Source organism: Burkholderia sp. MSMB617WGS (assembly GCF_001532025.2).
Classification (GTDB): Bacteria; Pseudomonadota; Gammaproteobacteria; order Burkholderiales; family Burkholderiaceae; genus Burkholderia; species Burkholderia savannae.
The window spans coordinates 1,750,427-1,774,178 of sequence record NZ_CP013457.1; the positions used below are offsets into that span (position 1 = coordinate 1,750,427).

The following is a 23,752-nucleotide window of genomic DNA, read 5'->3' on the forward strand; positions in this document are numbered from 1 at the left end:
GCGCGGATTGGGCGGAACATTCGGCGACAGGCTTGCCGCCGGATGTTCCGCGATCGACACTGATGCCGACATCGCCGACATCGCCGACATCGCCGACATCGCCGACATCGCCGACATCGCCGACATCGCCGACATCGCCGACATCGCCGACATCGCCGACATCGCCGACATCGCCGACATCCTCGACATCCTCGACATCCTCGACATCCTCGACATCGCCGACATCGCCGACGTCGCCGACGTCGCCGACGTCGCCGACGTCGCCGCGCCGCGCGCTTACATATCGATCAGCGTGCGAGTCGCCTCGGCGACGAGCCCGCGCAGCCAGCGCACTTCGTCCGAATAATGGCAGCGCTCGTGCCACAGCTGGTAATACTGCATCGGCGGAAAATCGAGCGGCGCGGGCACGACCGACAGCGGCAGGAACTTCGCGTAGTGATCGGCGAAGAGCCGCGTCGTGGTGAAGATCAGATCCGACTTCACGAGCACGTACGGCGCGAGATTGAAGTACGGCAGCGTGACGACGACATGGCGCTTCAGCCGTTCGCGCGCGAGGTGCACGTCGATCGCGCCGCGCTGGCCGACCGAATACGGCGTCGGCGCGAGATGCGGCGCGTTCAGGTACTGGTCGAGCGTGAGGCCGCCGCGCTTCGCGAACGGATGCGTGTTGCTCATCAGGCAGACGATCTCGTCGACGAACAGGTTCGACAGATGCAGCTGCTCGGGCGGCTCCGGCCAGTTGCCGACGACGATGTCGAGCTTGCCGTCCTCGAGCGCGAGCTCGTAGTCGAACGCGGGGCCGAGCGAATGGAACTCGAGCGTCGCGTTCGGCGCGGCCTGCCGGAAGCGCTCGACGACGGTCGGCACGAACAGCACGTTCAGGTAGTCGGGGCAGCCGATCCGGTAGCAGCGGATCGACGTGGCCGGATCGAAGTTGTGCTGCTGGAACTTGATGCGCTCGATCTCGCGCAGCGCGTTCTGCACGGGTTCGAGCAGGCGCAGGCCGTACTCGGTCGGCACCATGCCGGACTTGCCGCGCACGAGGAGCGGATCGCCCGTGATGTCGCGCAGGCGGCGCAGCGCGGCGCTGATCGCCGGCTGCGACTGGTTCAGTTTGACGGCCGCGCGCGTCACGCTGCGCTCCATCAGCAAGGTGTGCAGGACGCGCAACAGATACGTGTCGATCGCCTCGCGTTGCTGGCTCATGTTCTCTCCGTTTATATGTCCAGGCTGATCGATTGGAGGTGGGGATATATGTTTTTTAATATGGACATAAAGGAGCGTCAAGAGCGGCCCGTTCGGATTTTCGCTCGGCCGCGCGCGCTCGGCCGCGCGCGTGCGCGGGTGATTCGTTTGCCGCGTCACTGCATCGACGCGATGAAGATCGCCGATGCGGGAAGCGGTTGGCGCGCGCAACAAAAAGGGACGGGCGGCGACGTTTCAAGGAGGCCGAAGGAACGGCGAACGATCGGGTGCGCGGTGCGACACTTTGCACGCAATGCACGCAATGCACGCAATGCACGCAATGCACGCAATGCACGCAATGCACGCAATGCACGTAACTCGTCGCGCTTGCGCGGCATGCAGTGAAACGCGCGAAGCGGCGGCGTCGAATGTACGGCGGGGCGGCTCGTCGACGTCGGGCTCGATGTAGAGCCGGCAAGCGAGCGATCCGCGCGATGCGTCTCGCGCTTTTGCGCGGGCGGCGCTTTACCCGATCGACGCGCGAGCCGAACGTGCGATGTCCGACGCAAGCCGCTTTCACCGAGCGCGTGCCCAACGAAACGAGTGCGACAAGATCTGAATGCCCGATGCACCCGATGCACCCGATGCACCCGATGCACCCGATGCACCCGATGCGCCCGATGTGCCCGATGCGCCCGATGCGCCCGATGCGCCCGATGCGCTCGATGCGCGGCTCACGCGCTTTCCAAACGAACGTTTGACGCCGCCGTTCGCCGCGCCCCGCCCGCGCGATCAGTCTTCGATGCGCAGCCCGACCTTGAGCGTCACCTGCCAGTGAATCACCTGGTCGCCTTCGATGTGCCCGCGCATGTCGGTCACTTCGAACCAGTGCAGATTGCGCACGGTCTTCGCCGCTTTCGAGATCGCGTTGCGGATCGCCTCGTCGCTCGATTGGCGCGACGAGCCGGTGAGTTCGATCAGTTTGTAGACGTGGTCGTTCATGACGTTTCTCCCGTGAGTCGTTCGATGTGCGGCCCGGCACGCGGGGCGCGCGCATTCGGCGTTCCCGCGCATGCCTTCTTGAGTGATAGGTATGATGGGCGGCAACTTCAATCGGTATTCGAACGAGAGGAAAGGGGAAGACGTGGACGTGGGATTTTGCGGACCGGGATTGATGGGCGCGCCGATGATCCGGCATCTGCTGTCGGCGGGCCATCGGGTGCACGTATGGAACCGCACGCGCGCGAAGGCCGACGCGCTCGCCGCGCACGGCGCGCAGGTCGTCGACACGCCGGCCGAGCTTGCCGCGCGCGCGCAGACGGTGATGCTGTGCGTGCTCGACGCGCAGGCAGTCGGGGAAGTCGTGTTCGGCGCATCCGGCGTGCTCGCGGGCGACGCCGCGGCGCGCGGCGTGCGGCGCATCGTGGATCATTCGAGCATTCCGCCCGCGGCGACGCGCGCGTATGCGGCGCGCGCGGCGGCGCTCGGCGCGAGCTGGATCGACGCGCCGGTGTCGGGCGGCGTGCCGGGCGCTCAGGCGGGCACGCTCGCGGTGATGGCGGGCGGCCAGCCGGCGGACGTCGACGCGGTGCGCGAGCTGATCGGCGCATACGCATCGCGCGTCACCCATCTCGGCGAAGCGGGCGCGGGGCAGACGGCGAAGCTGTGCAATCAGGCGATCGTGACGGCGACCGTCACGGCGATCGCGGAGGCGGTGGGGCTCGCGCAGGCGAGCGGCATCGACGCGTCGCGCCTCGCCGAGGCGCTCGCGGGCGGCTGGGCGGATTCGGTGCTGCTGCAAACGTTCGTGCCGCGAATGACGAGCGCGGGCCATCCGCCGATCGGCGCGCTGAAGACGTTCCAGAAGGACGTCGACGCGATCGCCGACGCGGCGCGCGACGCGGGCGCGGTGATGCCCGTCGCGGCGACGGTCCAGCAAGTGTTGCGGCTCGGCGCGGCGATGGGGCTTGCGCAGGCCGATTTCGCGGCGTTCATCGATATCGTGCGGCCGCAGGCGAAACGAGGCGAATAGCGGGGCGAACACGCGCGCCGCGCGCGGGCGGCAAGGGCGCCGGCGAACATGCGACGCACGCCGCCGCGCGGACCGCGAACCGTTGCGGCCGGATGAAGAAACGGGCCGTTTGAAACGGCCCGTTCTAGGTTGGCGAGGGTTACAGCGAGCGAGGCGTCGTGTCGCCGGCGTTCGGTTGCCCGATTCCGCTTCGCAGCCCGGCTTTCACGCCTGCACCGAATTCGGGCAGGATACGCGCTCGCGCGCGGCTCGCGAACACGAGGAAGCCGAATCCGTTCGCTTCGTACCAGTAGCCGCCGTTCTCGAGCCCGTCGAGCGGCTGCTCGAGCGCGTTGGCGATCGATTCGATGCAGCGCTTGCGCAGCTCGGCGATCGCGGGATACGGCGGCTGCGCGCCGCGCACGCTGCAGAGCAGGACGTCGAGGCCGGGCAGCACGTGCGCGTAGAGCACGGGCTCGTCCTGCGACCTGGCGCGCGCGATCTTCGTATCGAGCTGCGCGAACGGTTTGGCATGGCGCAGCACCGCGAGGAACGATTCCTGGCCGTCTGGTTGCGCGCGTCGGCGTTTTTTCGGGAAGGACATAAACACTCGCCTCAAAAACAATTGCAAGAAATGCGGCATCCTCATGCGACCCACTCCCGGCTATGTGCGCCGCATGTCGATCTTTTATAGCATACGAAAATGCCGGCTTCACGAAGTTCGCCGATGCGTTTTGCCGTGCGTCGACCGAACCGGGTGAGAGCCTACGATCGCCAAAGCCAGCGCTTTTTGCGCCTGCACTGTCGTTGAGTCTCCATGATAGACCCGGTAGCGCCGCGCGTGCGTCAGAACGTCGCAAAAAATGATTCGGGTATTCTCTGCCTCCGCGCGCGACGCACCGCCGAAGACCGTCCGGACGACGAAAAAAAACCCGCGCGAAGGCGGGCTGCGTTGCGGCTCGCGGCGCGCTCGCTCAGCGCTGCTTCAGCGAATCGCGGATCTCGCGCAGCAGCAGCACGTCTTCGGGCGTCGCGGCGGGCGCGGCTTCTTCGGGCTTGCGCAGCTTGTTGATGAACTTGACCATCAGGAAGATGATGAACGCAAGGATGACGAAGTTGATCAGCACGGTGATGAACGAGCCGTAGCCGAACGCGGCGACGCCCGCCGCCTGCAGATCCTTGAACGAATCCGGATTGCCCCTGAACGACGCCGGAATCTGGCCGAGCAGCACGAACTTGTTCGAGAAATCCAGGCCCCCCGTCAGCACGCCGATCACGGGCATGATGAGGTCCTTCACCACCGAGTCGACGATCTTCGAAAACGCTCCGCCGATGATCACGCCGACGGCGAGATCCATGACGTTGCCCTTGACGGCGAATTCCTTGAATTCCTTGATGATGCTCATGGGCGGCTTGCTCCTGTCGAAAATGGAATAGGGCGTAGCGCAACGATTCGTTACGGCACGTTGATGGCCGTCATCATAACGAACCCGATCCTTTATCGATAGTTCATCTGAGAAATCTTGACAAAGGGGACCGATAAAAAAATGGGCCGTCGCCGGCCCATTTCGTCGTTCTAACGGTGCGTCGTCAACCGTTGTTGCTCCAGTCGTCGCCATTGCTGCCGAGATCGATGCCGCCGCCGTCGGAGCCGCCGCTGTCCCAACTGCCGCCCTGGCCGAAGTCGATGCCCGGATCGGCGGCCGCACGGCGCCGCGCTTCGTCGTCGACGATCACGTCGCGCTCGATCACGCGCTCGCGGCCGTGCGACATCGCCTCGCCGAGCAGCACGCCCGTGAGCAGCCCGCCCATGCCGCCGCCGAAGCCGCCGCCTTGCTGGATCACGACGGGCGGCTGCTGTTGCGGCTGCGGCGGATACGGCGAGTAGGGCGGCTGGCCTTGCGCGCCCGTCAGCCGATCGGCTTCCTGAGCGAACACCGAGCCCGCGCCGCCGGGCGCGCTCGCCGCGGCCGCGTTCGGATCGGGGCGGCCTTCGACGCGCGCCTTCAGGCTCGCGAATTGTTTCTCGAGTTCGTCCAGCCGGTACGGCGGCGCCGGATGCTGGCCGTTCGACAACGTCTCGACGAGCTCGCGCGCCTGCGCTTCGAGCGCTTCGATCTCGCCGTTGAGCGCGGCGGCGCCGGGCGCCGTCGACAGCCGCGCGTCGAGCTTGAGCGGGCGCACGTCGTTGAGCACGTCGGTCGCGCGCTTCAGTTGCGCGCGGCGTTCGTCGTCGGCGCGCTTGTCGTCGGTCGAGCGCGCGCGGCGCAGCGTCCAGCGCAGCACGAGCGCGATCGCGCCGATCACGACTGCGATGCCGATCCACATGCCGGCCGACGGCCCGCGGTGCGCGGGCGCGGCGGGCGCCGCGGCGAATTGCGATTGCGCCTGGGCCTGCGCTTGCGGCGCGACGAGCATGCCGCCCGACGTCGCCGAGCGCGAGGTCTGCGCGGCCGTCCGGCGCGCGTCGGCGCGCACGCGCGCTTCCGTCTGCGCGAAGCGCGACGGATCGGTGAACCGCAACTGCGGATCGAGCGATTTCGCGCGCTCGATCTGCTCGAGCGCCTCGGCGGGGCGGCCTTCGCGGTCGAGCACCTGGCCGTACAGATAGCGGGCGCGCGCGTTGTCCGGATACGCGTCGATCACTTGCGAGAGCTGCGCGTCGGCGCGTTGCCAGTTGCCTTGCGCGATCGATTGCTGGATTTGCTGCAGCGACGGCACCGCCGCGTTGGCGGCGGCCGACACGAGAAGCAGCGACAATCCGACGGCTGCGAGAAGCTTTTTCATGATCGGTTCGGGCGCTCGGCCCGTCTCCTTGCGGATTGTCGCGGCGCGGCGGCGTGCGCGTTCGACGTGCGCCGCCGCCGCGCCGCGAAGCGCCGGCTGGCGTAGCGCCGCCGTTATTGCGCCGGCGTGTTCAGTTGCTTTTTCAGCGCTTCGAGGCGGTCCTCGACGGACGGGCCCTTGTTCAGCGCCGCGAGCTTGTCGTCGAGCGCGCGGCCGCTGTTCGTGTCGGCCGAGTTCAGGCGGGCGTCCGAGCGCGCGTTCGACAGCGTGACCTTGTCCTCGAGCTTCTGGAAATCCTCGGACAGGTTCTTGCCGCCGATCCCGCCGAGCGCGGTGGCCGCGACGTCCTTCGCCTGCGCGATTTCCTGCTTCGCCTGCAGGATGTTCGAGCGCGCGTTCAGTTCGTTGCGGCGCGCGCGCATGTCGGCGATCTGGCCTTTGAGCTTGTCGACCGACGGCTCGAGCGTCTCGAGCTCGCGCGCGAGCGCGTCGCGCTCGGCCTCGGCGTTCGCCTGCGCGGCGAGCGCTTCGCGCGCGAGGCCTTCGTCGCCCGACTGCAGCGCGCGTTTCGCGCCGTCTTCATATTTCTTCGCGCGCTCGTCGGCCGTGTCGCGCTTGCTGCGTTGCGTGGCGACCTGCGCCTCGATCTCGATCAGCGAGTTTTCCGCGCGGCCGATGCTGTCGTCGAGCTCCCGCACGATCTGCCGCGCGTCGCGCGACGGATCTTGCACCGAGTCCGCCGCGTCGTTCAGCAGACCTTTGATCGTGCGCGAAATAGAGTCGAAAAGCGACATGGATTCCTCCGTAAGTAATGAACGATGCGCGCGCCGCGCATCGCGTGCGATGCTTCGCCGTGGCGCGGGCGGTCGGCGTCGGCGGATATTACACCACCGGTTCGCTTAAACACCGCTTAAAACCGCATGAACGCGGGCTCGCACGGGCGGCGCGCATGCCGCCCGCCGCGACCGAAAATGCGGGCGGGCGGCGAAAATTTCCAGTGCGCCGCGCGCAAATTTCTCGCGTGCGCGCCTTTCAAAACGAAAGCCGGCGGCGCACGGCATGCCGTCTTCATCATAGGAGCGTTCGCGGCCCGCGACGGTGCGCGGCGCAACGAATTGGAGGATTTTTTACAAAAAATCGTGAAGAGCGCCCGTCGATTTCATTAAAATGCGCTGTCACGCTGCGGACCGGACGCCGTATGGACCAACGCGCGCCGGGAGCCGTCGACGTGATACGCTCCACGACGCTACGTCCACCGATTCCACGCACGCGCCCCGCGCGCGTTCGCGGCGCGCCTCGTGCGCTGCCCATCCGACATGCCTATTATCAAACGACCGCCTTCCTCCCGCGCCACGAACGAGCACCATTATTCGCTACGACGTTCGCCCGCCGGCGCCTATTACACCGACGACACCGATGAAGACGACGACCGCGCGCAGCGCCGCACGAGCGGCGGCTCGCGCACGTTCGGCTCGCGCGTCGCGCTGTGGTTCGTCGGGCTGTTCGCGACGCTTCTCGCCGTCGGCGCGCTGGTCGTCGGCTATGCGCTCGTCGTGATGGGGCCGCAACTGCCGTCGCTCGACGCGCTCACGAACTATCAGCCGAAGGTGCCGCTGCGCGTGTACAGCGCGGACCACGTGCTGCTCGGCGAGTTCGGCGAGGAGCGCCGCAGCCTCGTGCGCTTCGCGGACATCCCCGACGTGATGAAGAAGTCGGTGCTCGCGATCGAGGACTACCGCTTCTACGAGCACGGCGGCGTCGATTTTCTCGGCATTCTGCGCGCGGGCGTCGCCGACATCCTGCACGGCGGCGCGCGGCAGGGCGCGAGCACGATCACGATGCAGGTCGCGCGCAACTTCTTCCTGTCGAGCGAGAAGACTTACACGCGCAAGATCTACGAGATGCTGCTCGCGTACAAGATCGAGCGCGCGCTCACGAAGGACCAGATCCTCGAGCTGTACATGAACCAGATCTATCTGGGCCAGCGCGCGTACGGCTTCGCGGCCGCCGCGCGCGTGTACTTCGGCAAGGACCTGAAGGACGTGACGCTCGCCGAGGCGGCGATGCTCGCGGGGCTGCCGAAGGCGCCGTCCGCGTATAACCCGATCGTCAATCCGAAGCGCGCGAAGGTGCGTCAGGAATACATCCTGAAGCGGATGCTCGAGATCGGCTACATCACGCAGCAGCAGTACGACCAGGCGGTGAAGGAGGAGATCCGCGTGCGCACGCCGGGCAACCAGTACGCGGTGCACGGCGAGTACGTCGCCGAAATGGTGCGGCAGATGATGTACGCGCAGTACAAGGACGAGACCTACACGCGCGGCCTGACGGTCACGACGACGATCAACGCGGCCGACCAGGAAGCCGCGTACCAGGCGGTGCGCCGCGGGATCATGGACTACGAGCGCCGCCACGGCTATCGCGGGCCGGAGGGCTTCGTCGCGCTGCCGCCCGCGGGCGACGAGCGCGACGAGGCGATCGACGATGCGCTCGCCGATCATCCGGACAACGGCGACTTGCAATCGGCCGTCGTGCTCGCCGCGTCGCCGACGGCGCTCGAGGTGCAGTTCGTCGGCGGCGCGACGACGACGATCAACGGCGCGGGGCTGCGTTTCGCGGCGGGCGCGTTGAGCGCGCGCGCGTCGGCGGCGCTGAAGATCAAGCCGGGCTCGATCGTGCGCGTGATGAAGGACGCGAGAAGCGCATGGCAGATCGTGCAGCTGCCGCAGGTCGAGGGCGCGCTCGTCGCGATCGCGCCGCAGGACGGCGCGATTCGCTCGCTCGTCGGCGGCTTCGATTTCAACAAGAGCAAGTTCAACCACGTGACGCAGGCGTGGCGGCAGCCGGGCTCGAGCTTCAAGCCGTTCATCTATTCGGCGTCGCTCGAAAAGGGCCTCGGGCCCGCGACGATCATCAACGACGCGCCGCTGTATTTCCCGCCGAGCGTGCCGGGCGGCCAGCCGTGGGAGCCGAAGGACGACGACCAGCCGGACGGCCCGATGCCGATGCGCACCGCGCTGCAGCGCTCGAAAAACCTCGTGTCGATCCGGATTCTCGCGTCGATCGGCACGTCGTACGCGCAGGACTACGTGACGCAGCGCTTCGGCTTCGATCCCGCGAAGACGCCGCCGTATCTGCCGATGGCGCTCGGCGCGGGCCTCGTCACGCCGCTGCAGCTCGCGGCCGGCTACGCGGTGTTCGCCAACGGCGGCTACAAGGTCGATCCGTATCTGATCGCCGAAGTCGACGACGCTCGCGGCCAGGCGCTGCAGAAGGCGCAGCCTGTCGCCGCCGGCGCGAACGCGACGCGCACGATCGACGCGCGCAACGCGTACGTGATGAACAGCCTGCTGCACACCGTCGCGACGGCGGGCACGGGCGCGGGCACGAACGCGCTCGGCCGCGGCGACCTGCAGGGCAAGACGGGTACGACGAACGACGCGAAGGACGGCTGGTTCGCGGGCTATCAGCAATCGCTCGTCGCGGTCGCGTGGATGGGCTTCGATCAGCCGAAGAGCCTCGGCAGCCGCGAATTCGGCGCGCAGCTCGCGTTGCCGATCTGGGTGAACTACATGCGCACCGCGCTTTCCGGCGCGCCCGAGCAGCAGATGGCGATGCCCGACGGGCTGACGACGATCGACGGCGAGCTGTACTACGCGGATCGCACGCCGGGCGCGGGCTTCGTCGCGAGCGTCGATTTCAACCCGGCCGCGAGCCCGACCGTGAGCGCGAACGACGCGCTCGGCTCGGCGGGCGCCGGGGGCCTGACGCCGCCGCCCGTGACGCCGGAGGAGAAGCGGCAGATCATCGACATGTTCGAAGGCAACAAGCCTTGAGCGCGGGTCGATCGCATGACGAAACGGGCGCCGGCGCGCCCGTTTTTTTTGTCGATGCGATTCGCTGGCGGTTTCGTTCGCGGCGGTGCGGCGTGGTCGCGTGCGAGGCTGGCGCGCATGTGGGCGGTTTCGCGGCGGCGCGCGGCGGCGTTTGCGCTGACGGCTTCGCCGAGCGGCAGGGCCGGTAGATGCGCGGGCGCGCGACGCGCTCGATGCGGCGCGTTTGCGAGACCGGGGGCTTCGTGTGAAGTCGAATGCTTCGAATGCTTCGAATGCTTCGAATGCTTCGAATGCTTCGAATGCTTCGAGCGGTGCGACACGATTTTGGCGGCGGCGTTCGAGCGATCCGCACGAAACGACTCGCTGGGAATGAGCCGCTGGGAATGATGCGCGCGATGCGAAGCGTTCAGAACGGCGTATTCAAAGTGAAGCGTTCCGAGCGTCGCATTCAGAACGACGCGCAAACCCGCGTCAACACGAGCCCAACCGATTGCTGACGAAACTGCTCGACGTACGCGCGGCGGATCGCGGCAAGGCTGTCGAGCGTCGCGGGCGAGTCGGCGGCGATGATACGGATCACGAAGCTTGCCTCGCGCACGATGCCGAGCGTTGCGCGATCGCGCCATTGGCCGTGCGTGTCCCACGTCGTGAGCCCGTCGGGAAAGCGCGGCGTGACGACGTCGGCGACGAAGCGCTCGCGCTGCGCGTCGGTGACGGAGCCGTGGCCGGCGATGTCGCGGCCGAACAGCAGATCCGCCTGCAACTCGCGCGTGCCGCCCGCTTGCGTGCAGCGCGCGTCGCTTGCGACCGGTTGCGGCGCCGTCGCGCAGCCGGGCAGCGCGGCGACGGCGACGGCGGCGATCAGCGCGATGCCGCCGATCCATGTCGAATGAAAAGCTGGCATCGTTGACCCTCGTCGATTATCGTGGTTGATCGACCGTGCAACCGCAACCGCAACCGCAACCGCAACTGCAACCGCAACCGCAACTGCAACCGCAACTGCAACCGCACGCTTGCGGCGCACGTCGCGTCAGCGCGCCGCCGCGTGCGTGAGCACCGATTCAAAGCACTGCTCGCTCAAGCACTTACGCAGTTGTCCGGCCGCTTATCAACAAGCCTGTCAACACGATCTGTGGAAAACGCGGCGCGCGGCTCTGCGTTCGGACGATGCGAATCGATCGTGCAACGTGTCGCGCCGAGGCGGGCGATCCGAATCGGATCAAGCGGTTAGCACCGCTGCCCCATGCTTATCAACAGCCCTTTCAACAAAAACTGGGGATAACCGCGCCACGCGGCGGGCCTGTCGGGCAGGCCCGCGACGCATTTCGCGGCGCTTCCCGAAAACGTCGCGCGATCAACGCGTTAGCGCGCTTGTCCGCGGCTTTTCAACATGCTCTTCAACACGAACTGGGGATAACCGGCGTCACGGCCGCGACGTCCGATGCAGCTGCGCATGCTCGAGATGCGCGGCGAGCGCCGTCGAATCGATGTTGGTGCCCGACAGCAGCACGCCGACGCGCCTGCCTTGCAGCGATTCGCGCAGCGGCCCGAGCAGGGCGGCCGTCGCGGCCGCGCACGCGGGCTCGACCGCCACTTTCAGATGCGTGAACAGATAGAGCATCGCCGCGCGCAGCGCGTCGTCCGATACGGTGACGATCCGGTCGACATGGCGGCGGCACAGCTCGTAGCTGTATTCCTCGGTGTGCGGCGCCATCAGCGAATCGGCGATCGTGTGCATCGCGCCCATGCGGACCGGATGATTCGCGGCGAAGCTGCGGCTCATCGCGTCCGCGCCTTCCGGCTCGACGCCGTACACGTGCACGCGCGGATTCGCGAGCCGCAGCGCGGTCGACATGCCCGCGGCGAGGCCGCCGCCGCCGATCGGCACGATCACCGCGTCGAGGTCCGGCGTCTGCGTCGCCCATTCGTAGCCGAGCGTCGCGGTGCCGAGGATCGTGTGATAGCCGTTGAACGGATGCACGAAGAAGCGGCCTTCCTCCGCCTCGATTCGCCGCACGATCTCGAACGCCTCGGCGGGGCTCGACGCCATCACGACTTCCGCGCGGTACTGGCGGCAGAGCGCGATGCGCGCCGGGCTCGCGGTATCGAACATCACGACCTTCGCGCTCGTGCCGAGCCGCATCGCCGCGTACGCGACGGCCGCCGCGTGGTTGCCCGCCGACACGCAGGTGACGCCCGCGCTCTTCCTGGCCTCGCCGAGCGCGAGCAGGTTCGTGAACGCGCCGCGCGCCTTGAAGCTGCCGCTCGCCTGCAGGAGCTCGAACTTGAGGTTCACGTGCGTGTTGTCGAGCGAAGGCAGATCGGCGCGCTCGAACACGGGCGTGCGCGTGACCCACGGCGTGAGCGCGAAGTGCTGCGCGGCGATTTCGTCGAGCGTCGGAATCGGCTCGCCGTTGATCGTCAGATGAGCGGGGTGGTGAGGTGAGGTCGACATGTGCGTGCGCGTATCGATGACGGTGGCCGGTCGCCGGCCGGAACGAGGCTCGCGGCGGCGCGCCGGCTCACGCGAGCGTCATGCCTTGCACGAGCTTGCGCAGGAAACGTTCGCACGACGCGAGCTGCTCGAGCTCGACGAACTCGTTCGGCTTGTGCGCCTGCTCGATGTGGCCCGGCCCGCAGATGACGCTTGGAATGCCCGCGCGCTGGAACAGGCCCGCCTCGGTGCCGTACGCGACCTTGCGCTTGTCCTGGTCGGCCGTGAGCGCGCGCACGAGCTGCGTGATCGCGTCCTGCTCGGCCGCGTCGAGGCCGGGCGCCGCGGCGATCTTCGAGAATTCGATCGCCGCGTTCGGATGCTCGCGCCGCATCCGCGGCAGCAGCGTGTCGCGCGCGTACGCGTCGATGCGCGCGAAGATCGCGTCGGGATCGAGCGCCGGCAGGTTGCGGAACTCGAACGTGAACTGGCATTCGGCGGGCACCGTGTTGACCGCGTTGCCACCCTGGACGAGGCTCGTCTGCGCGGTGGTGAACGGCACGTCGTACAGCTCGTCGAACGGGCCCTGTGCGCGGAATTCGTCGGCGAGATCGCGAATGTGGCAAATGAGGCGCGCCGCGTATTCGATCGCGTTCAGGCCCTTCGGCGTCAGCGACGAATGCGCGGCGTGGCCGCGCACGCAGCAGCGATAGAGGTTGATGCCCTTGTGCGCGATCACGGGGCGCATGCCGGTCGGCTCGCCGACGATGCAGCCGGCGGGCGCGACGCCGCGCGCCTTCAGGTCGGCGAGCATCAGCGGCGCGCCGACGCAGCCGATCTCCTCGTCGAACGACAACGCGAAGTGGATCGGCTGCGCGAGCCTCGCCGCCCGCATCTCGGGCAGCAGCGCGAGCGCCGCGCCGATGAAGCCCTTCATGTCGCAGGTGCCGCGGCCGTAGAGCTTGCCGTCGCGCACTTGCGGCGTGAACGGATCGCTGTCCCATTGCTGGCCGTCGACCGGCACGACGTCGGTATGGCCCGACAGCACGATGCCGCCGTCGGTGGTGCCGTCGTGCGCGGGAATCGTCGCGAACAGGTTCGCCCAGCCGTCGCGGGCGTCGTGCGTGAGCGTCGACGCGACGCCGGCCTCGGCGAGCGCGTCGCGAACCATTTCGATGAGGCCGAGATTCGGCACGCGGCTTGTCGTGTCGATCGACACGAGCCGTTTCACCCACGGCAGGCTGATCGGCTCGGCGGACGAAGCGGATGGGGACGCGGACGGTGCCGTTGCGTCGAGAACGGGCATGGCGGGGCTCCGGCAGAGAGGCGAACGAATGCAAAGATCATACTCAAAAACGATGCGGCCCGTCTTCGCGCGACGATTTGCGGCGCAGCATCCGGCGCGTCCGTGCGCGCGAGCGGGGCGCGCGGGGGCGAATCGGCGCGAATTCGCTCGGGACGTGCGGGATGCGTTCGGCCGCGCGCGGCGTCATCGAGCGGCGAATCGGTTTCAATGGCCGGTTTCGATTCGCGGTTTCGATTCGCGGTTTCGATGCGTGGCTTCGACACGCGTCGCGGCCGATGCGTCGAGGAATCGCGGCGGTGGCGCAGTCGCCCACGATCTCGGCTCTTCGCGATGCGCTCGTCGCGCGCGACGCTGCGCGGGCAGGAGGCTGCGCGATCGCGGCGAATCGAAACGATCCGCATCGACGGCCGAACGCGTCGCGCCCGGCTGCGGGCCCGCAGCCGATTGCAGGCCGCGCAAGCCGGATCGAACGCGATTCGTTCCTCGCCGTTTCGTCGCGGCTTTGTCCCGGCTTCGTCCCGTCTTCGTCCCGGCGTGCGCACGAACATTCGTGGCTCGCGTCGACGCTTGACTTAGTTCCATTTAAGAACTTAGTATCCGGCTGATTACATCGGATGATGTAATAGTTGCGGCGGCCGTCGCCGCCGCTCGACGCCACCCGCGCCTTGGACGCGTCGCGCGACCGGCCAGCAGGACAGGAGACGACGATGAAGCATCTGCAGATCGAGCGCAGCGGGCGCGTGCTGACGGTGAGTTTCGACAATCCGCCGCTGAACTTTCTCACGATGGCGATGATGCGCGAGTTCAAGCGCACACTCGACGACATCGCGCGCGATGCGGGCATCGGCGCGGTTGTCGTCACGAGCGCGCGGCCCGGCGTGTTCCTCACGCATTTCGACGTCGGCGAGATCAAGGCCATCGCGCAAGGGCTGTCGATCGCGGTGCCGCCCGCCGTCACCGGCGCGATGATGCGCATCGAGTCCGCGTGCAGCCGCGTGCCGGGCGTGCGCAGGCTGATCGAACGGACGCCGCTCGCGGGCGTCGCGCAAATGAATCTGTTTCACGAGGTGACCGCGCGCATGCGCGCGATGGACAAGGTGTTCATCGCGGCCGTCAACGGCCGTGCGATGGGCGGCGGCTGCGAGATCGCGCTCGCGTGCGATCTGCGGCTGATGGCGGACGGCAGCGTCGACGGCGGGCAGATTCTCGCGCAGCCGGAAATCTTCATCGGCCTCTTGCCGGGCGGCGGCGGCACGCAGATGCTCGCGCGCTCGGTCGGCATCGCGCGCGCGTTGGAGCTGTGCCTCGACGGCCGCCTGCTGTCGCCGCGCGAGGCGTTCGAGCTCGGCCTCGTCAATCGCGTCGTGCCGGGCGAGCGTCTGCGCGACGAGACGACGGCGCTCGCCGAGCGTCTCGCGCGGCGGGCGAGCCATTCGGTTCGCGCGATCAAGCGCGCGATCTACGATGGCGCGTCGCTGCCGTTTCGCGACGGGATGGCGGTGGAGAAGGCCGGGTTCCTGTCGGCGGCGACGCAGGGCCGCACGCGGCACGCGATGGCCGCGTACGCGGATCACGTGTCGTCGTTGATCGAAGATGGGGAAGATATCAGCGTCGATCAACTGCGCACGTGGATCGACGGGGTGGCCGTCGATTTTTCCCGTTAGCGCCGGCGCGCCGGGCGGACGGCTGTTCGACCGCCGGCGAGGCTTGTCGGTCGCGCCACGCGCGAAGGGGCGCCATGACGCCGGGCGGCGGAACGGACGCCATGCGATGCGCCGGACGCGTTCGACATCCGCGCGGCATCATTCGGCGCCGATGTGTCGCGCCGGCCCTTCGCCGGCCTTTGCGCACCGCGATTCGCACCGCGATTCATGCGCCGCGAGCGAAATGTCGTCAGCAATGGGCCGCGGCCGATGCGCCGTGCGCATGCAGCCCGGCGCGGCCGCGCGCGCGACGTGCGGCGTGCTTCGCATCGGTGTGGCGACTAGGGCGCAAAAGACGGCCATCGACCGCCGGCCACCGACTACCGACCGCCGACCGCCGACCGCCGACCACCGACCACCGACCACCGACCACCGACCACCGACCACCGACCACCGACTACCGCGCCGCCGCCTGCGCGCGCGATTGCTGCGGCTGGCCGAGCGCGCGCAGCGTCTCCTTCACCGTCGACACGCGCACCGCGAGGTCCGGCGTGCGCGTCTCGATCCGCAGCTTGTCCTGGCCCGCGAGCTTGACGTGCCGGTGCTTCTGCACCATCTCGATGATCCGCATCGGATCGATCGGCGGATTCGGCACGAACTGCAGCCCGATCGCGGCCTCGCTCGCGTCGATCTTCACGATGCCGAGCGGCTTCGCGGCAAGCCGCAGCCGGTGCGTCTCGACGAGCGCGTGCGCCTGCGGCGGCAGCTTGCCGAAGCGGTCGATCAGCTCTTCCTGGATGCCGTCGATCGCATCGCCATGCTCGCAGTTCGCGAGCCGCTTGTACAGCGACAGCCGCTCCTGCACGTCGCCGCAATAGTCGGCGGGCAGGATCGCGGGCGCATGCAGGTTGATCTCGGTCGTCGCGGCGAGCGGCGCGGTGAGGTCGGGCTCCTTGCCGTTCTTCAGCGCCTTCACCGCGTCGTTGAGCATTTCGGTGTAGAGCTGGAAGCCGATTTCGTGAATCTCGCCCGACTGCTTGTCGCCTAGCACTTCGCCCGTGCCGCGGATCTCGAGGTCGTGCATCGCGAGGTAGAAGCCCGAGCCGAGCTCCTCCATCTGCTGAATCGCCTCCAGGCGACGCTGCGCCTGTTTCGTCAGCGCCTGCGGATCGTGGACGAGCAGGTACGCGTACGCCTGGTGGTGCGAGCGGCCGACGCGCCCGCGCAACTGATGCAGTTGCGCGAGGCCGAACTTGTCGGCGCGATGCATGATGATCGTGTTGGCGCTCGGCACGTCGATGCCGGTTTCGATGATGGTCGTGCAGAGCAGCACGTTCGCGCGCTGCGCGACGAAATCGCGCATCACGCGCTCGAGCTCGCGCTCGTGCATCTGGCCGTGCGCGATCACGATGCGCGCCTCGGGCACGAGCGCCTCGAGCATCGCGCGGCGGTTCTCGATCGTCTCGACCTCGTTGTGCAGGAAATACACCTGGCCGCCGCGCTTGAGCTCGCGCAGCATCGCCTCGCGGATCACGCTCTCTTCCTCGCGGCGCACGAAGGTCTTGATCGCGAGCCGTTTCTGCGGCGCGGTGGCGATCACGGAGAAGTCGCGCAAGCCTTCGAGCGCCATGCCGAGCGTGCGCGGGATCGGCGTCGCGGTCAGCGTGAGCACGTCGACCTCCGCGCGCAGCGCCTTCAGCGCCTCCTTCTGGCGCACGCCGAAGCGGTGCTCCTCGTCGATGATCACGAGGCCGAGCCGCTTGAACTGCACGTCCGACGACAGCAGCTTGTGCGTGCCGATCACGACGTCGACGCTGCCTTCGTTGATCTGCGCGATCGCCGCGTTCACTTCCTTCGTCGACTTGAAGCGCGACAGCTCGGCGACCCTCACGGGCCAGTCGGCGAAGCGGTCGATGAAGGTCTGCGTGTGCTGCTCGGCGAGCAGCGTCGTCGGCGACAGGAGCGCAACCTGCTTGCCGCCCATCACCGCGATGAACGCCGCGCGCAGCGCGACCTCGGTCTTGCCGAAGCCGACGTCGCCGCACACGAGGCGGTCCATCGGCTTGCCGCTCGTCATGTCGCCGATCACGGCCGCGATCGCCGCGGCCTGGTCGGGCGTTTCCTCGAAGCCGAAGCTGTCGGCGAACTTCACGTAGTCGCGCGGTTCGAGCGCGAACGCGTGACCCTCGCGCGCCGCGCGGCGCGCATAGAGGTTCAGGAGCTCGGCCGCCGTGTCGCGGATCTGCTGCGCCGCGCGGCGCTTCGCGCGCTCCCACTGGCCGGAGCCGAGCGCGTGCAGCGGCGCGCTGTCCGGATCGGCGCCGCTGTAGCGCGAGATCACGTGCAACTGCGCGACGGGCACGTACAGCTTGCTGTCGCTCGCGTATTCGAGATGCAGGAACTCGGTCTCGCCTTCGCCGAGATCCATCGACACGAGGCCCATGTAGCGGCCGATCCCGTGCTGCGCATGGACGACCGGATCGCCCACCTTCAGCTCGGACAGGTCGCGCACCATCGCGTCGACGTTGCTCGCCTGCTCCTGGCGGCGGCGTCCCGCGCGGCGGCCGAGCGCGCCGTACAGCTCGGTCTCGGTGACGATCGCGTAGCCTTCGCCCGGCACCGCGAAGCCGTTCGCGAGCGGCGCGACGCCGAGCGCGAAGCGCTCGTCGCTCTCGAGCCACGCGGCGAAGCTGTCGCTGCCCGCGGGCCGCAGATGGTGCTCGGCGAACAGTTGCGCGATCGTCTCGCGGCGGCCGGCCGATTCGACGGTGAAGAGCACGCGGTTCTTCGTCGTGTCGAGATACGCGGCGAGCGCGGCGAGCGGCGCGTCCGAGTGGCGCTCGAGCGCGAGGTTCGGCAGCGGCGCCGCCCAGCCGCCCGACGGTTGCGCGGGCAGCGCGACGCGCGCGAACGGCTTCGCGAGCGTGTAGAAATCGTCGTCGGACAAGAAAAGGCGCTGCGGCTCGAGGATCGGCCGCTCGCGATCGTGCGACAGGAACGCGTAGCGCTGCTTGGTGTCGGCCGTGAAGCGCCGGATCGCCGTGTCGAGATCGCCCGCGAACACGAGATGCGCGCCGTCGGGCAAGTAGTGAAAGAGCGTCGCCGTCTCGTCGAAGAAGAGCGGCAGATAGTATTCGATGCCGGCCGACGGCACGCCGTTGCCGATGTCCTTGTAGATCGGCGCGCGGCTCGGGTCGCCCTCGAAGGTCTCGCGCCAGCGGCTTCGGAACGCGGTGCGCGCGGCTTCGTCGAACGGGAACTCGCGGCCGGGCAAAAGGCGCACGTCGCGCACCGGGTAGAGGCTGCGTTGCGTGTCCGGATCGAACGCGCGGATCGAATCGACCTGGTCGTCGAACAGGTCGATCCGGTACGGCAGCGGCGAGCCCATCGGGAACAGGTCGATCAGCGAGCCGCGCACGCAGTATTCGCCGGGGCGCACGACCTGGCTCACGTGCTCGTAGCCGGCGAGCGTCAATTGCGCCTTCAGCTTCGCCTCGTCGAGCCGCTCGCCCTGCGTGAACGCGAACGTGTACGCGGCGAGGAACGACGCGGGCGGCATCCGGTAGAGCGCCGTCGTCGCGGGCACGAGCAGGATGTCGCAGCGGCCTTCGCCGAGGTCGTGCAGCGTGGCGAGCCGCTCGGAGACGAGATCCTGGTGCGGCGAGAACGTGTCGTACGGCAGCGTCTCCCAGTCGGGCAGCACGCGCACGCGCGCGTCGGGCGCGAAGTAGCCGAGCTCGTGCGCGAGCCGCTGCGCGTCGACCGCGTTCGCGCAGATCACGGCGAGAAGCGGCACCTGCGCGCGGTGCGCGGCGAGGTAGCGGGCGATGACGAGCGCGTCGGCGGAGCCGTGCGCACCGTCGAACGCAAAGCGTTGGCCCGCCTTGACGAGCGCGACGGGGGACTGCGAAGGAGAGGCGTTGTCTGACATAACGAGCGGCTGGTTGGCTGGCGCCGGATGGCGGGCGAGCTCGGCGCGGCGCATCGAGGCGAAAGACGTATTATAAAATCCGTCTTTCGATTTCATCTTTCCCGGCGTTTCCTTCCGTGACTTCCCGACTTTTCGCCCTGATTCCGTGCGCGGGCACCGGCAGCCGTTCCGGCTCCGCGTTGCCGAAGCAATACCGCACGCTCGCCGGACGCGCGCTGTTGCACTACACGCTCGCCGCATTCGACGCGTGCAGCGAGTTCGCGCAGACCCTCGTCGTGATCTCGCCCGACGATACCCACTTCGACGCCCGCCGCTTTTCCGGCCTGCGCTTCGCGGTGCGGCGCTGCGGCGGCGCATCGCGCCAGGCGTCGGTGATGAACGGGCTGATCCAGCTCGCCGAATTCGGCGCGACCGACGCCGACTGGGTGCTCGTGCACGACGCCGCGCGGCCCGGCATCACGCCCGCGCTGATCCGCACGCTGATCGGCGCGCTGAAGGACGATCCCGTCGGCGGCATCGTCGCGCTGCCGGTCGCCGATACGTTGAAGCGCGTGCCGGCGGGCGGCGACGCGATCGAGCGCACCGAGCCGCGCGCCGGCCTCTGGCAGGCGCAGACGCCGCAGATGTTCCGCATCGGGATGCTGCGCGACGCGATCCAGCGCGCGCAGCTCGATGGCCGCGACCTGACCGACGAAGCGAGCGCGATCGAGTGGGCGGGCCATACGCCGCGCGTCGTGCAGGGCAGCCTGCGCAATTTCAAGGTCACGTATCCGGAGGATTTCGACCTTGCGGAGGCGATCCTCGCGCATCCCTCACGCGCTTGCTGAACCGCATTTTCACCATCGCATCACACTCGGATCGAATCACATGGATTTCAGAATCGGACAAGGCTACGACGTGCACCAGCTCGTTCCCGGACGCCCGCTCATCATCGGCGGCGTGACGATCCCGTACGAGCGGGGGCTCCTCGGCCACTCGGACGCGGACGTGCTGCTGCACGCGATCACCGACGCGCTGTTCGGCGCGGCTGCGCTCGGCGACATCGGCCGTCATTTTTCCGACACCGATCCGCACTTCAAAGGCGCCGACAGCCGCGCGCTCTTGCGCGAATGCGCGGCGCGCGTCGCGCGGGCGGGCTTTTCGATCCGCAACGTCGACAGCACGATCATCGCGCAGGCGCCGAAGCTCGCGCCGCACATCGACGCGATGCGCGCGAACATCGCGGCCGATCTCGGCTTGCCGCTCGATCGCGTGAACGTGAAGGCGAAGACGAACGAGAAGCTCGGCTACCTCGGCCGCGGCGAAGGGATCGAGGCGCAGGCGGCGGCGCTCGTCGTGCGCGAAGCGGCGGCGTAGGCGGGCGGGATCGGCGTGACGGGCGGGAACGGCGGGAACGGCGGCGTGAGCCGCATGCGCAGTGGCATCGGCGGCCGGCGCGGCGCGGACGGCGCGCGTATCCGGCCGTGGAGAGGCTGAGCCGAGGCGGGCGGCGGCGCTTCTTGTCGCGGGCAATCGGCTCGGCGCAGGCCGCGCGACACAGGCCGAACAGCCACACAGCCGCACAAGCCACACAGCCGCCGCAACCGTTCGAACTGGCGAGGGCGCTCGAGGCCGCCCGCCTCACGCGACCGATGCGGTTCGGCGTGCGACGCAGGCAAGCGCGCCGGCCGTCATCAACCGAAGCAGCCGATCGGTTAGATCGAAGCGCAGGAAGCCTGCCATCACGCTTCGCCGCGCGGGTCATTCCACCGCACACGCGCAAACGAAAACGCCACGCGCAATTGCCGCGTGGCGTTTTCGTTTCGGCGGCCGCATTCGCGCATTCGCGATTGCGCGCGCCGACGGCGCTCCGTATCCCGCTTATTTGCCCTTACTTGCCTTCGGCCGCAATCACCTGCGCGGCGGCATTGATCACCGACGCGATCCGGCCGACGTCGCGCAGCTGCGTGACGGTCATCCCTTGTTCGTTCTTCAGCAGCGCGTAGTGCGACTTCACGCAGAAGTGGCACTTGCCGACGATCGACGCGGCGAGCGCGTACATCTCGAACTTGCGCTTGTCGACGCCGCCGTGCGACGCGTACGCGCCCATCCGCAGCTCGGCGCGCTGCGTTTTCAGGTCGGCGTCGTCGGCCATCTCGACGTACGGATACCAGGTGTTGTTCATCCCCATCAGCGCGGCCGCCGTCAGCGCCGCGTTGGTTTCCTCGGGAGACAGCACGCCGGCTTCGCGGATCGCCGTGACGAGCGCCGGGCTTTTCGCGGCGAACGCCGCCGCGAGCGCCGCGCCCACCGCGTCCGTGCCTTCGAGCGACGAGCGCGAGATCGTGCCGTCGAGGTTCAGGCGAATGTCCTTCGCGTAGTCGGGAATGAGCGCCTTAATCGAATCGATGAATTCCATTGATATCTCCTATGATTGGGCCGTTAAAAAAGCCCGCAGGCAAGACACAGCGCCGCGGGCTTTCGTGCATCGAACGCTTACAGCGTCGCGCCGCCGATCGCGCGGTTGCACGGGCAGAGCTCGTCCGTTTGCAGGCCGTCGAGAATGCGCAGGATTTCTGCCGGGCTGCGGCCGACGTTCAGGTTGTTCACCGACACGTGCTGGATCGTGTTGTCCGGGTCGACGATGAACGTCGCGCGCAGGGCGACGCCCGCTTCCTTGTCGCGCACGCCGAGCTGGTCGATCAGTTCGCCCTTGACGTCGCCGAACGAGTAGTGGTTCAGCTTGTCGAGATCCTTGTGCTCACGGCGCCATGCGAGCTTGACGAATTCGTTGTCCGAGCTGCCGCCGAGCAGCACGGCGTCGCGCTCTTCGAACTGCTTCGTGAGCTTCGCGAATTCGACGATTTCGGTCGGGCAGACGAACGTGAAGTCCTTCGGGTAGAAGTAGACGATCTTCCACTTGCCCGGGAACGACGCTTCGGTGACGGTCTCGAAAGCCGACTGGCCGTTTTCTTCGTGGTTGTTGAAGCCCGGCTTCGCGGCCACAACGGTGAAAGCTTCGAGTTTATCGCCCACGGTCTTCATGCGGATGCTCCTGTATGAGTTGGAAAAAAATGCTACCTGCGGTCAAGCTACCGATGCGCTGCAACGTTTCCGTGACAGCATGGGCAAAACTATAACGCTATTATATTATTCTTTCAATAGATTTTAACTAACGACTCTCATAGAAAAATTCAAAGACGTCGATAGGGTTCGACCACCGAATGGGGGAATCGTCGTGCGTCACGCGGCCGCACGCGCTTTCGCGCTCGGAAACTCCAGCGTGACTTCGAGGCCGGCGTCGGGCGTGCGGTTGCGCAGCCGCAGCGTGCCGCGGTAGCGGTTGACGAGGCGCAGCACGATCGCCATGCCGAGGCCGGTGCCGTCCGCCTTGCTGCGCGCGGTGTCGACGCGATAGAACGGGCGCATCACGAGCGGCAGCTGATCCTCCGGAATGCCCGGGCCCTCGTCGGAGACGACGAGCTCGACGCGCGCGTGCGTCGCGCGCGTTTCGAGCAGGATGCGCGCGATGCCGTCCCGCTTGCTCTGCCCGTACTTGCGCGCGTTCTCGACGAGGTTGCCGATCACGCGGCGCATGTCCGTCTCGTCCGCTTCGATGACGGCCGCGGGCGCGAGGCGGATGTCGAGCTGCACGCCGTCCTCGCTGACGATCCGCGCCGCGACCTCGCGCGCGACGTGCGACAGGTCGACGGGCTCCGGCGTGCGCTGCGCGGGACGCGCGTAGTCGATGAACGCGGTGATGATGCGATCCATCTGCTCGATGTCGTCGACCATCGCGTCCTTCGTCGCCTGGTCGGACGGGCTCATCTCGGTTTCGAGGCGCAGCCGCGCGAGCGGCGTGCGCAGGTCGTGCGAGATCCCCGCGAGCATCAGCGCGCGGTCCGCTTCGAGCTGCTCGAGATCGCGCACCATCTGGTTGAAGCTGCGGTTGGTCTCGGCCGCGACGCCCATGCCGCGCTCGGGCAGCGCCTCGGGCGTCTGGCCCGAGCCGACCTTGCTCGCGGCGAGCGCGAGCCGCGAGAACGGCTGGTTCACGAGGCTCGTGATGAACGCCGAGCCGATCAGCGACAGCGCGAGCGCGAAGAGGCCCCAGCCCGCCCATTGCAGGCCGGTGACGGTGTCGAGCTGATCGCGGTCGAGCGCGACCCAGTAGTCGTCGTCGTCGATCTTGAAGCTGATCCACACGCCGGGGATGTCGTTGACCGATTGGGCGATCACCGTGTCGTCGCCGAGGCGGCTGCGAATGTCGTGCTCGATCAGCCGGTTCAGCGATTCGTCGGGCTGCAGCTTGAACTTGTCAGTCTTTTCGCGCGGATAGACGCGCACGCCTTCGTTGCTCTCGAGATCCTGCAGCAGCGCGCGGCGCAGATCGGGATCGGAATAGAGAAGGGCGGTGCGCGTGAGCTTCACGATCGCGACGAGCTGCAGCGCGACGCGCTGCGCGCGCGGCTCGCGCTCGATTACCCGGAAGCTCTGGAACCACGCGGCGAGACTGACCGCGATCAACAGCGCGATCAGCAGGAAGGTGCGCCAGAAGAGCCCGCCGAAGACGAGCGTCAAAAGGCGCCGGTCGATACGCATAGGACTGGTCGTCTAACTGGCGTCAAAGGCGTGGCGTC

At 67.8% G+C, this 23,752-nt stretch carries 22 protein-coding genes; 8 read left to right on the plus strand and 14 right to left on the minus strand.

The features are described from left to right. The first annotated feature begins 7 nt into the window (after window positions 1-7). The gene (locus WT60_RS08735) at window positions 8-346 is read left to right on the plus strand and encodes a hypothetical protein (RefSeq protein WP_100185262.1); all 339 of its coding nucleotides are present in this window, start codon (window positions 8-10) and stop codon (window positions 344-346) included. Here WT60_RS08735 and WT60_RS08740 read toward each other — a convergent pair. After that, a complete protein-coding gene (locus tag WT60_RS08740; RefSeq protein ID WP_010104452.1) occupies window positions 277-1,206 on the minus strand; it encodes a LysR substrate-binding domain-containing protein in 930 nt (309 codons plus the stop codon). The genes WT60_RS08735 and WT60_RS08740 overlap by 70 nt on opposite strands. A 48-nt stretch (window positions 1,207-1,254) precedes the next feature. Between WT60_RS08740 and WT60_RS34385 the strand changes: the two genes are divergently transcribed. Next, the gene (locus WT60_RS34385; protein ID WP_186448576.1) at window positions 1,255-1,590 is read left to right on the plus strand and encodes a hypothetical protein; all 336 of its coding nucleotides are present in this window, start codon (window positions 1,255-1,257) and stop codon (window positions 1,588-1,590) included. Window positions 1,591-1,977: 387 nt separating this feature from the next. On the opposite strand, the gene WT60_RS08755 is transcribed toward WT60_RS34385, so the two are convergent. Beyond that, a complete protein-coding gene (locus WT60_RS08755; RefSeq protein WP_038745088.1) occupies window positions 1,978-2,187 on the minus strand; it encodes a dodecin in 210 nt (69 codons plus the stop codon). 91 nt (window positions 2,188-2,278) lie between these two features. Here WT60_RS08755 and WT60_RS08760 point away from each other — a divergent pair, with 91 nt between their 5' ends. Beyond that, complete coding sequence (locus WT60_RS08760) at window positions 2,279-3,217, plus strand: NAD(P)-dependent oxidoreductase (protein WP_060820695.1); 939 nt, start codon at window positions 2,279-2,281, stop codon at window positions 3,215-3,217. Window positions 3,218-3,356: 139 nt separating this feature from the next. Here WT60_RS08760 and WT60_RS08765 read toward each other — a convergent pair whose 3' ends face one another. The 4 genes from WT60_RS08765 to WT60_RS08780 form a co-directional block, all read right to left on the minus strand. Beyond that, window positions 3,357-3,800, minus strand: coding sequence for a hypothetical protein (locus WT60_RS08765; protein WP_059574562.1), 444 nt, complete (start codon window positions 3,798-3,800; stop codon window positions 3,357-3,359). A gap of 370 nt (window positions 3,801-4,170) precedes the next feature. Further along, window positions 4,171-4,602 (minus strand): large conductance mechanosensitive channel protein MscL, encoded by a 432-nt coding sequence (gene mscL, locus WT60_RS08770; protein ID WP_038745095.1) that lies wholly within the window; start codon window positions 4,600-4,602, stop codon window positions 4,171-4,173. Between the two features lie 184 nt (window positions 4,603-4,786). Beyond that, window positions 4,787-5,983: a tetratricopeptide repeat protein gene (locus tag WT60_RS08775; RefSeq protein ID WP_060355287.1), complete on the minus strand. Its 1,197-nt coding sequence runs from the start codon at window positions 5,981-5,983 to the stop codon at window positions 4,787-4,789. 113 nt (window positions 5,984-6,096) lie between these two features. Next, the gene (locus WT60_RS08780; RefSeq protein WP_038745099.1) at window positions 6,097-6,777 is read right to left on the minus strand and encodes a PspA/IM30 family protein; all 681 of its coding nucleotides are present in this window, start codon (window positions 6,775-6,777) and stop codon (window positions 6,097-6,099) included. 126 nt (window positions 6,778-6,903) lie between these two features. Between WT60_RS08780 and WT60_RS34390 the strand changes: the two genes are divergently transcribed. Together WT60_RS34390 and WT60_RS08795 are read left to right on the plus strand one after the other, a co-directional pair. Next, the gene (locus WT60_RS34390) at window positions 6,904-7,149 is read left to right on the plus strand and encodes a hypothetical protein (protein WP_059608726.1); all 246 of its coding nucleotides are present in this window, start codon (window positions 6,904-6,906) and stop codon (window positions 7,147-7,149) included. A 150-nt stretch (window positions 7,150-7,299) separates the two neighbouring features. After that, window positions 7,300-9,819, plus strand: coding sequence for a penicillin-binding protein 1A (locus WT60_RS08795; protein ID WP_038745101.1), 2,520 nt, complete (start codon window positions 7,300-7,302; stop codon window positions 9,817-9,819). Between the two features lie 448 nt (window positions 9,820-10,267). Here the strand turns inward: WT60_RS08795 and WT60_RS08805 are convergent, their stop codons facing one another. The 4 genes from WT60_RS08805 to WT60_RS33505 all read right to left on the minus strand — a co-directional run bounded on the left by WT60_RS08805 (window position 10,268) and on the right by WT60_RS33505 (window position 14,322). Beyond that, complete coding sequence (locus tag WT60_RS08805) at window positions 10,268-10,723, minus strand: DUF3574 domain-containing protein (protein WP_038744680.1); 456 nt, start codon at window positions 10,721-10,723, stop codon at window positions 10,268-10,270. A gap of 519 nt (window positions 10,724-11,242) precedes the next feature. Further along, a complete protein-coding gene (locus tag WT60_RS08815; RefSeq protein WP_038744679.1) occupies window positions 11,243-12,274 on the minus strand; it encodes a threonine/serine dehydratase in 1,032 nt (343 codons plus the stop codon). A gap of 67 nt (window positions 12,275-12,341) precedes the next feature. After that, window positions 12,342-13,559 (minus strand): acetylornithine deacetylase, encoded by a 1,218-nt coding sequence (argE, locus tag WT60_RS08820; protein WP_038744677.1) that lies wholly within the window; start codon window positions 13,557-13,559, stop codon window positions 12,342-12,344. A 43-nt stretch (window positions 13,560-13,602) separates the two neighbouring features. Then, entirely contained in the window at window positions 13,603-14,322 is a 720-nt protein-coding gene (locus tag WT60_RS33505) for a hypothetical protein (RefSeq protein WP_145986755.1), read from the minus strand. Here WT60_RS33505 and WT60_RS08830 point away from each other — a divergent pair. Continuing rightward, on the plus strand, window positions 14,267-15,223 hold the full coding sequence (locus WT60_RS08830) for an enoyl-CoA hydratase/isomerase family protein (RefSeq protein WP_038744674.1): 957 nt from the start codon (window positions 14,267-14,269) through the stop codon (window positions 15,221-15,223). The genes WT60_RS33505 and WT60_RS08830 overlap by 56 nt on opposite strands. Before the next feature lie 436 nt (window positions 15,224-15,659). Here the strand turns inward: WT60_RS08830 and mfd are convergent, their stop codons facing one another. After that, window positions 15,660-19,229, minus strand: coding sequence for a transcription-repair coupling factor (gene mfd, locus WT60_RS08840; protein WP_186448577.1), 3,570 nt, complete (start codon window positions 19,227-19,229; stop codon window positions 15,660-15,662). Between the two features lie 20 nt (window positions 19,230-19,249). Here mfd and ispD point away from each other — a divergent pair, with 20 nt between their 5' ends. Both ispD and ispF read left to right on the plus strand, forming a co-directional pair. Further along, window positions 19,250-19,960, plus strand: coding sequence for a 2-C-methyl-D-erythritol 4-phosphate cytidylyltransferase (gene ispD, locus WT60_RS08845; protein ID WP_038744672.1), 711 nt, complete (start codon window positions 19,250-19,252; stop codon window positions 19,958-19,960). A gap of 40 nt (window positions 19,961-20,000) precedes the next feature. Continuing rightward, entirely contained in the window at window positions 20,001-20,489 is a 489-nt protein-coding gene (gene ispF, locus WT60_RS08850; RefSeq protein WP_038744671.1) for a 2-C-methyl-D-erythritol 2,4-cyclodiphosphate synthase, read from the plus strand. A 514-nt stretch (window positions 20,490-21,003) separates the two neighbouring features. Here the strand turns inward: ispF and WT60_RS08855 are convergent. The 3 genes from WT60_RS08855 to WT60_RS08865 form a co-directional block, all read right to left on the minus strand. Next, window positions 21,004-21,531, minus strand: coding sequence for a carboxymuconolactone decarboxylase family protein (locus WT60_RS08855; RefSeq protein WP_038744668.1), 528 nt, complete (start codon window positions 21,529-21,531; stop codon window positions 21,004-21,006). A 77-nt stretch (window positions 21,532-21,608) separates the two neighbouring features. Then, on the minus strand, window positions 21,609-22,157 hold the full coding sequence (locus WT60_RS08860; RefSeq protein ID WP_038744667.1) for a peroxiredoxin: 549 nt from the start codon (window positions 22,155-22,157) through the stop codon (window positions 21,609-21,611). 198 nt (window positions 22,158-22,355) lie between these two features. Further along, entirely contained in the window at window positions 22,356-23,714 is a 1,359-nt protein-coding gene (locus WT60_RS08865; protein WP_038744665.1) for an ATP-binding protein, read from the minus strand. Between the last annotated feature and the right edge of the window lie 38 nt (window positions 23,715-23,752).

Coding starts and splice junctions, on each gene's coding strand:
- WT60_RS08740 (WP_010104452.1), bottom strand. CDS start 1,206: ATGAGCCAGCAACGCGAGGCGATCGACACGTATCTGTTGCGCGTCCTG.
- WT60_RS34385 (WP_186448576.1), top strand. CDS start 1,255: ATGTTTTTTAATATGGACATAAAGGAGCGTCAAGAGCGGCCCGTTCGG.
- WT60_RS08755 (WP_038745088.1), bottom strand. CDS start 2,187: ATGAACGACCACGTCTACAAACTGATCGAACTCACCGGCTCGTCGCGC.
- WT60_RS08760 (WP_060820695.1), top strand. CDS start 2,279: ATGATGGGCGGCAACTTCAATCGGTATTCGAACGAGAGGAAAGGGGAA.
- WT60_RS08765 (WP_059574562.1), bottom strand. CDS start 3,800: ATGTCCTTCCCGAAAAAACGCCGACGCGCGCAACCAGACGGCCAGGAA.
- mscL (WP_038745095.1), bottom strand. CDS start 4,602: ATGAGCATCATCAAGGAATTCAAGGAATTCGCCGTCAAGGGCAACGTC.
- WT60_RS08775 (WP_060355287.1), bottom strand. CDS start 5,983: ATGAAAAAGCTTCTCGCAGCCGTCGGATTGTCGCTGCTTCTCGTGTCG.
- WT60_RS08780 (WP_038745099.1), bottom strand. CDS start 6,777: ATGTCGCTTTTCGACTCTATTTCGCGCACGATCAAAGGTCTGCTGAAC.
- WT60_RS34390 (WP_059608726.1), top strand. CDS start 6,904: ATGAACGCGGGCTCGCACGGGCGGCGCGCATGCCGCCCGCCGCGACCG.
- WT60_RS08795 (WP_038745101.1), top strand. CDS start 7,300: ATGCCTATTATCAAACGACCGCCTTCCTCCCGCGCCACGAACGAGCAC.
- WT60_RS08805 (WP_038744680.1), bottom strand. CDS start 10,723: ATGCCAGCTTTTCATTCGACATGGATCGGCGGCATCGCGCTGATCGCC.
- WT60_RS08815 (WP_038744679.1), bottom strand. CDS start 12,274: ATGTCGACCTCACCTCACCACCCCGCTCATCTGACGATCAACGGCGAG.
- argE (WP_038744677.1), bottom strand. CDS start 13,559: ATGCCCGTTCTCGACGCAACGGCACCGTCCGCGTCCCCATCCGCTTCG.
- WT60_RS08830 (WP_038744674.1), top strand. CDS start 14,267: ATGAAGCATCTGCAGATCGAGCGCAGCGGGCGCGTGCTGACGGTGAGT.
- mfd (WP_186448577.1), bottom strand. CDS start 19,229: ATGAAATCGAAAGACGGATTTTATAATACGTCTTTCGCCTCGATGCGC.
- ispF (WP_038744671.1), top strand. CDS start 20,001: ATGGATTTCAGAATCGGACAAGGCTACGACGTGCACCAGCTCGTTCCC.
- WT60_RS08855 (WP_038744668.1), bottom strand. CDS start 21,531: ATGGAATTCATCGATTCGATTAAGGCGCTCATTCCCGACTACGCGAAG.
- WT60_RS08860 (WP_038744667.1), bottom strand. CDS start 22,157: ATGAAGACCGTGGGCGATAAACTCGAAGCTTTCACCGTTGTGGCCGCG.
- WT60_RS08865 (WP_038744665.1), bottom strand. CDS start 23,714: ATGCGTATCGACCGGCGCCTTTTGACGCTCGTCTTCGGCGGGCTCTTC.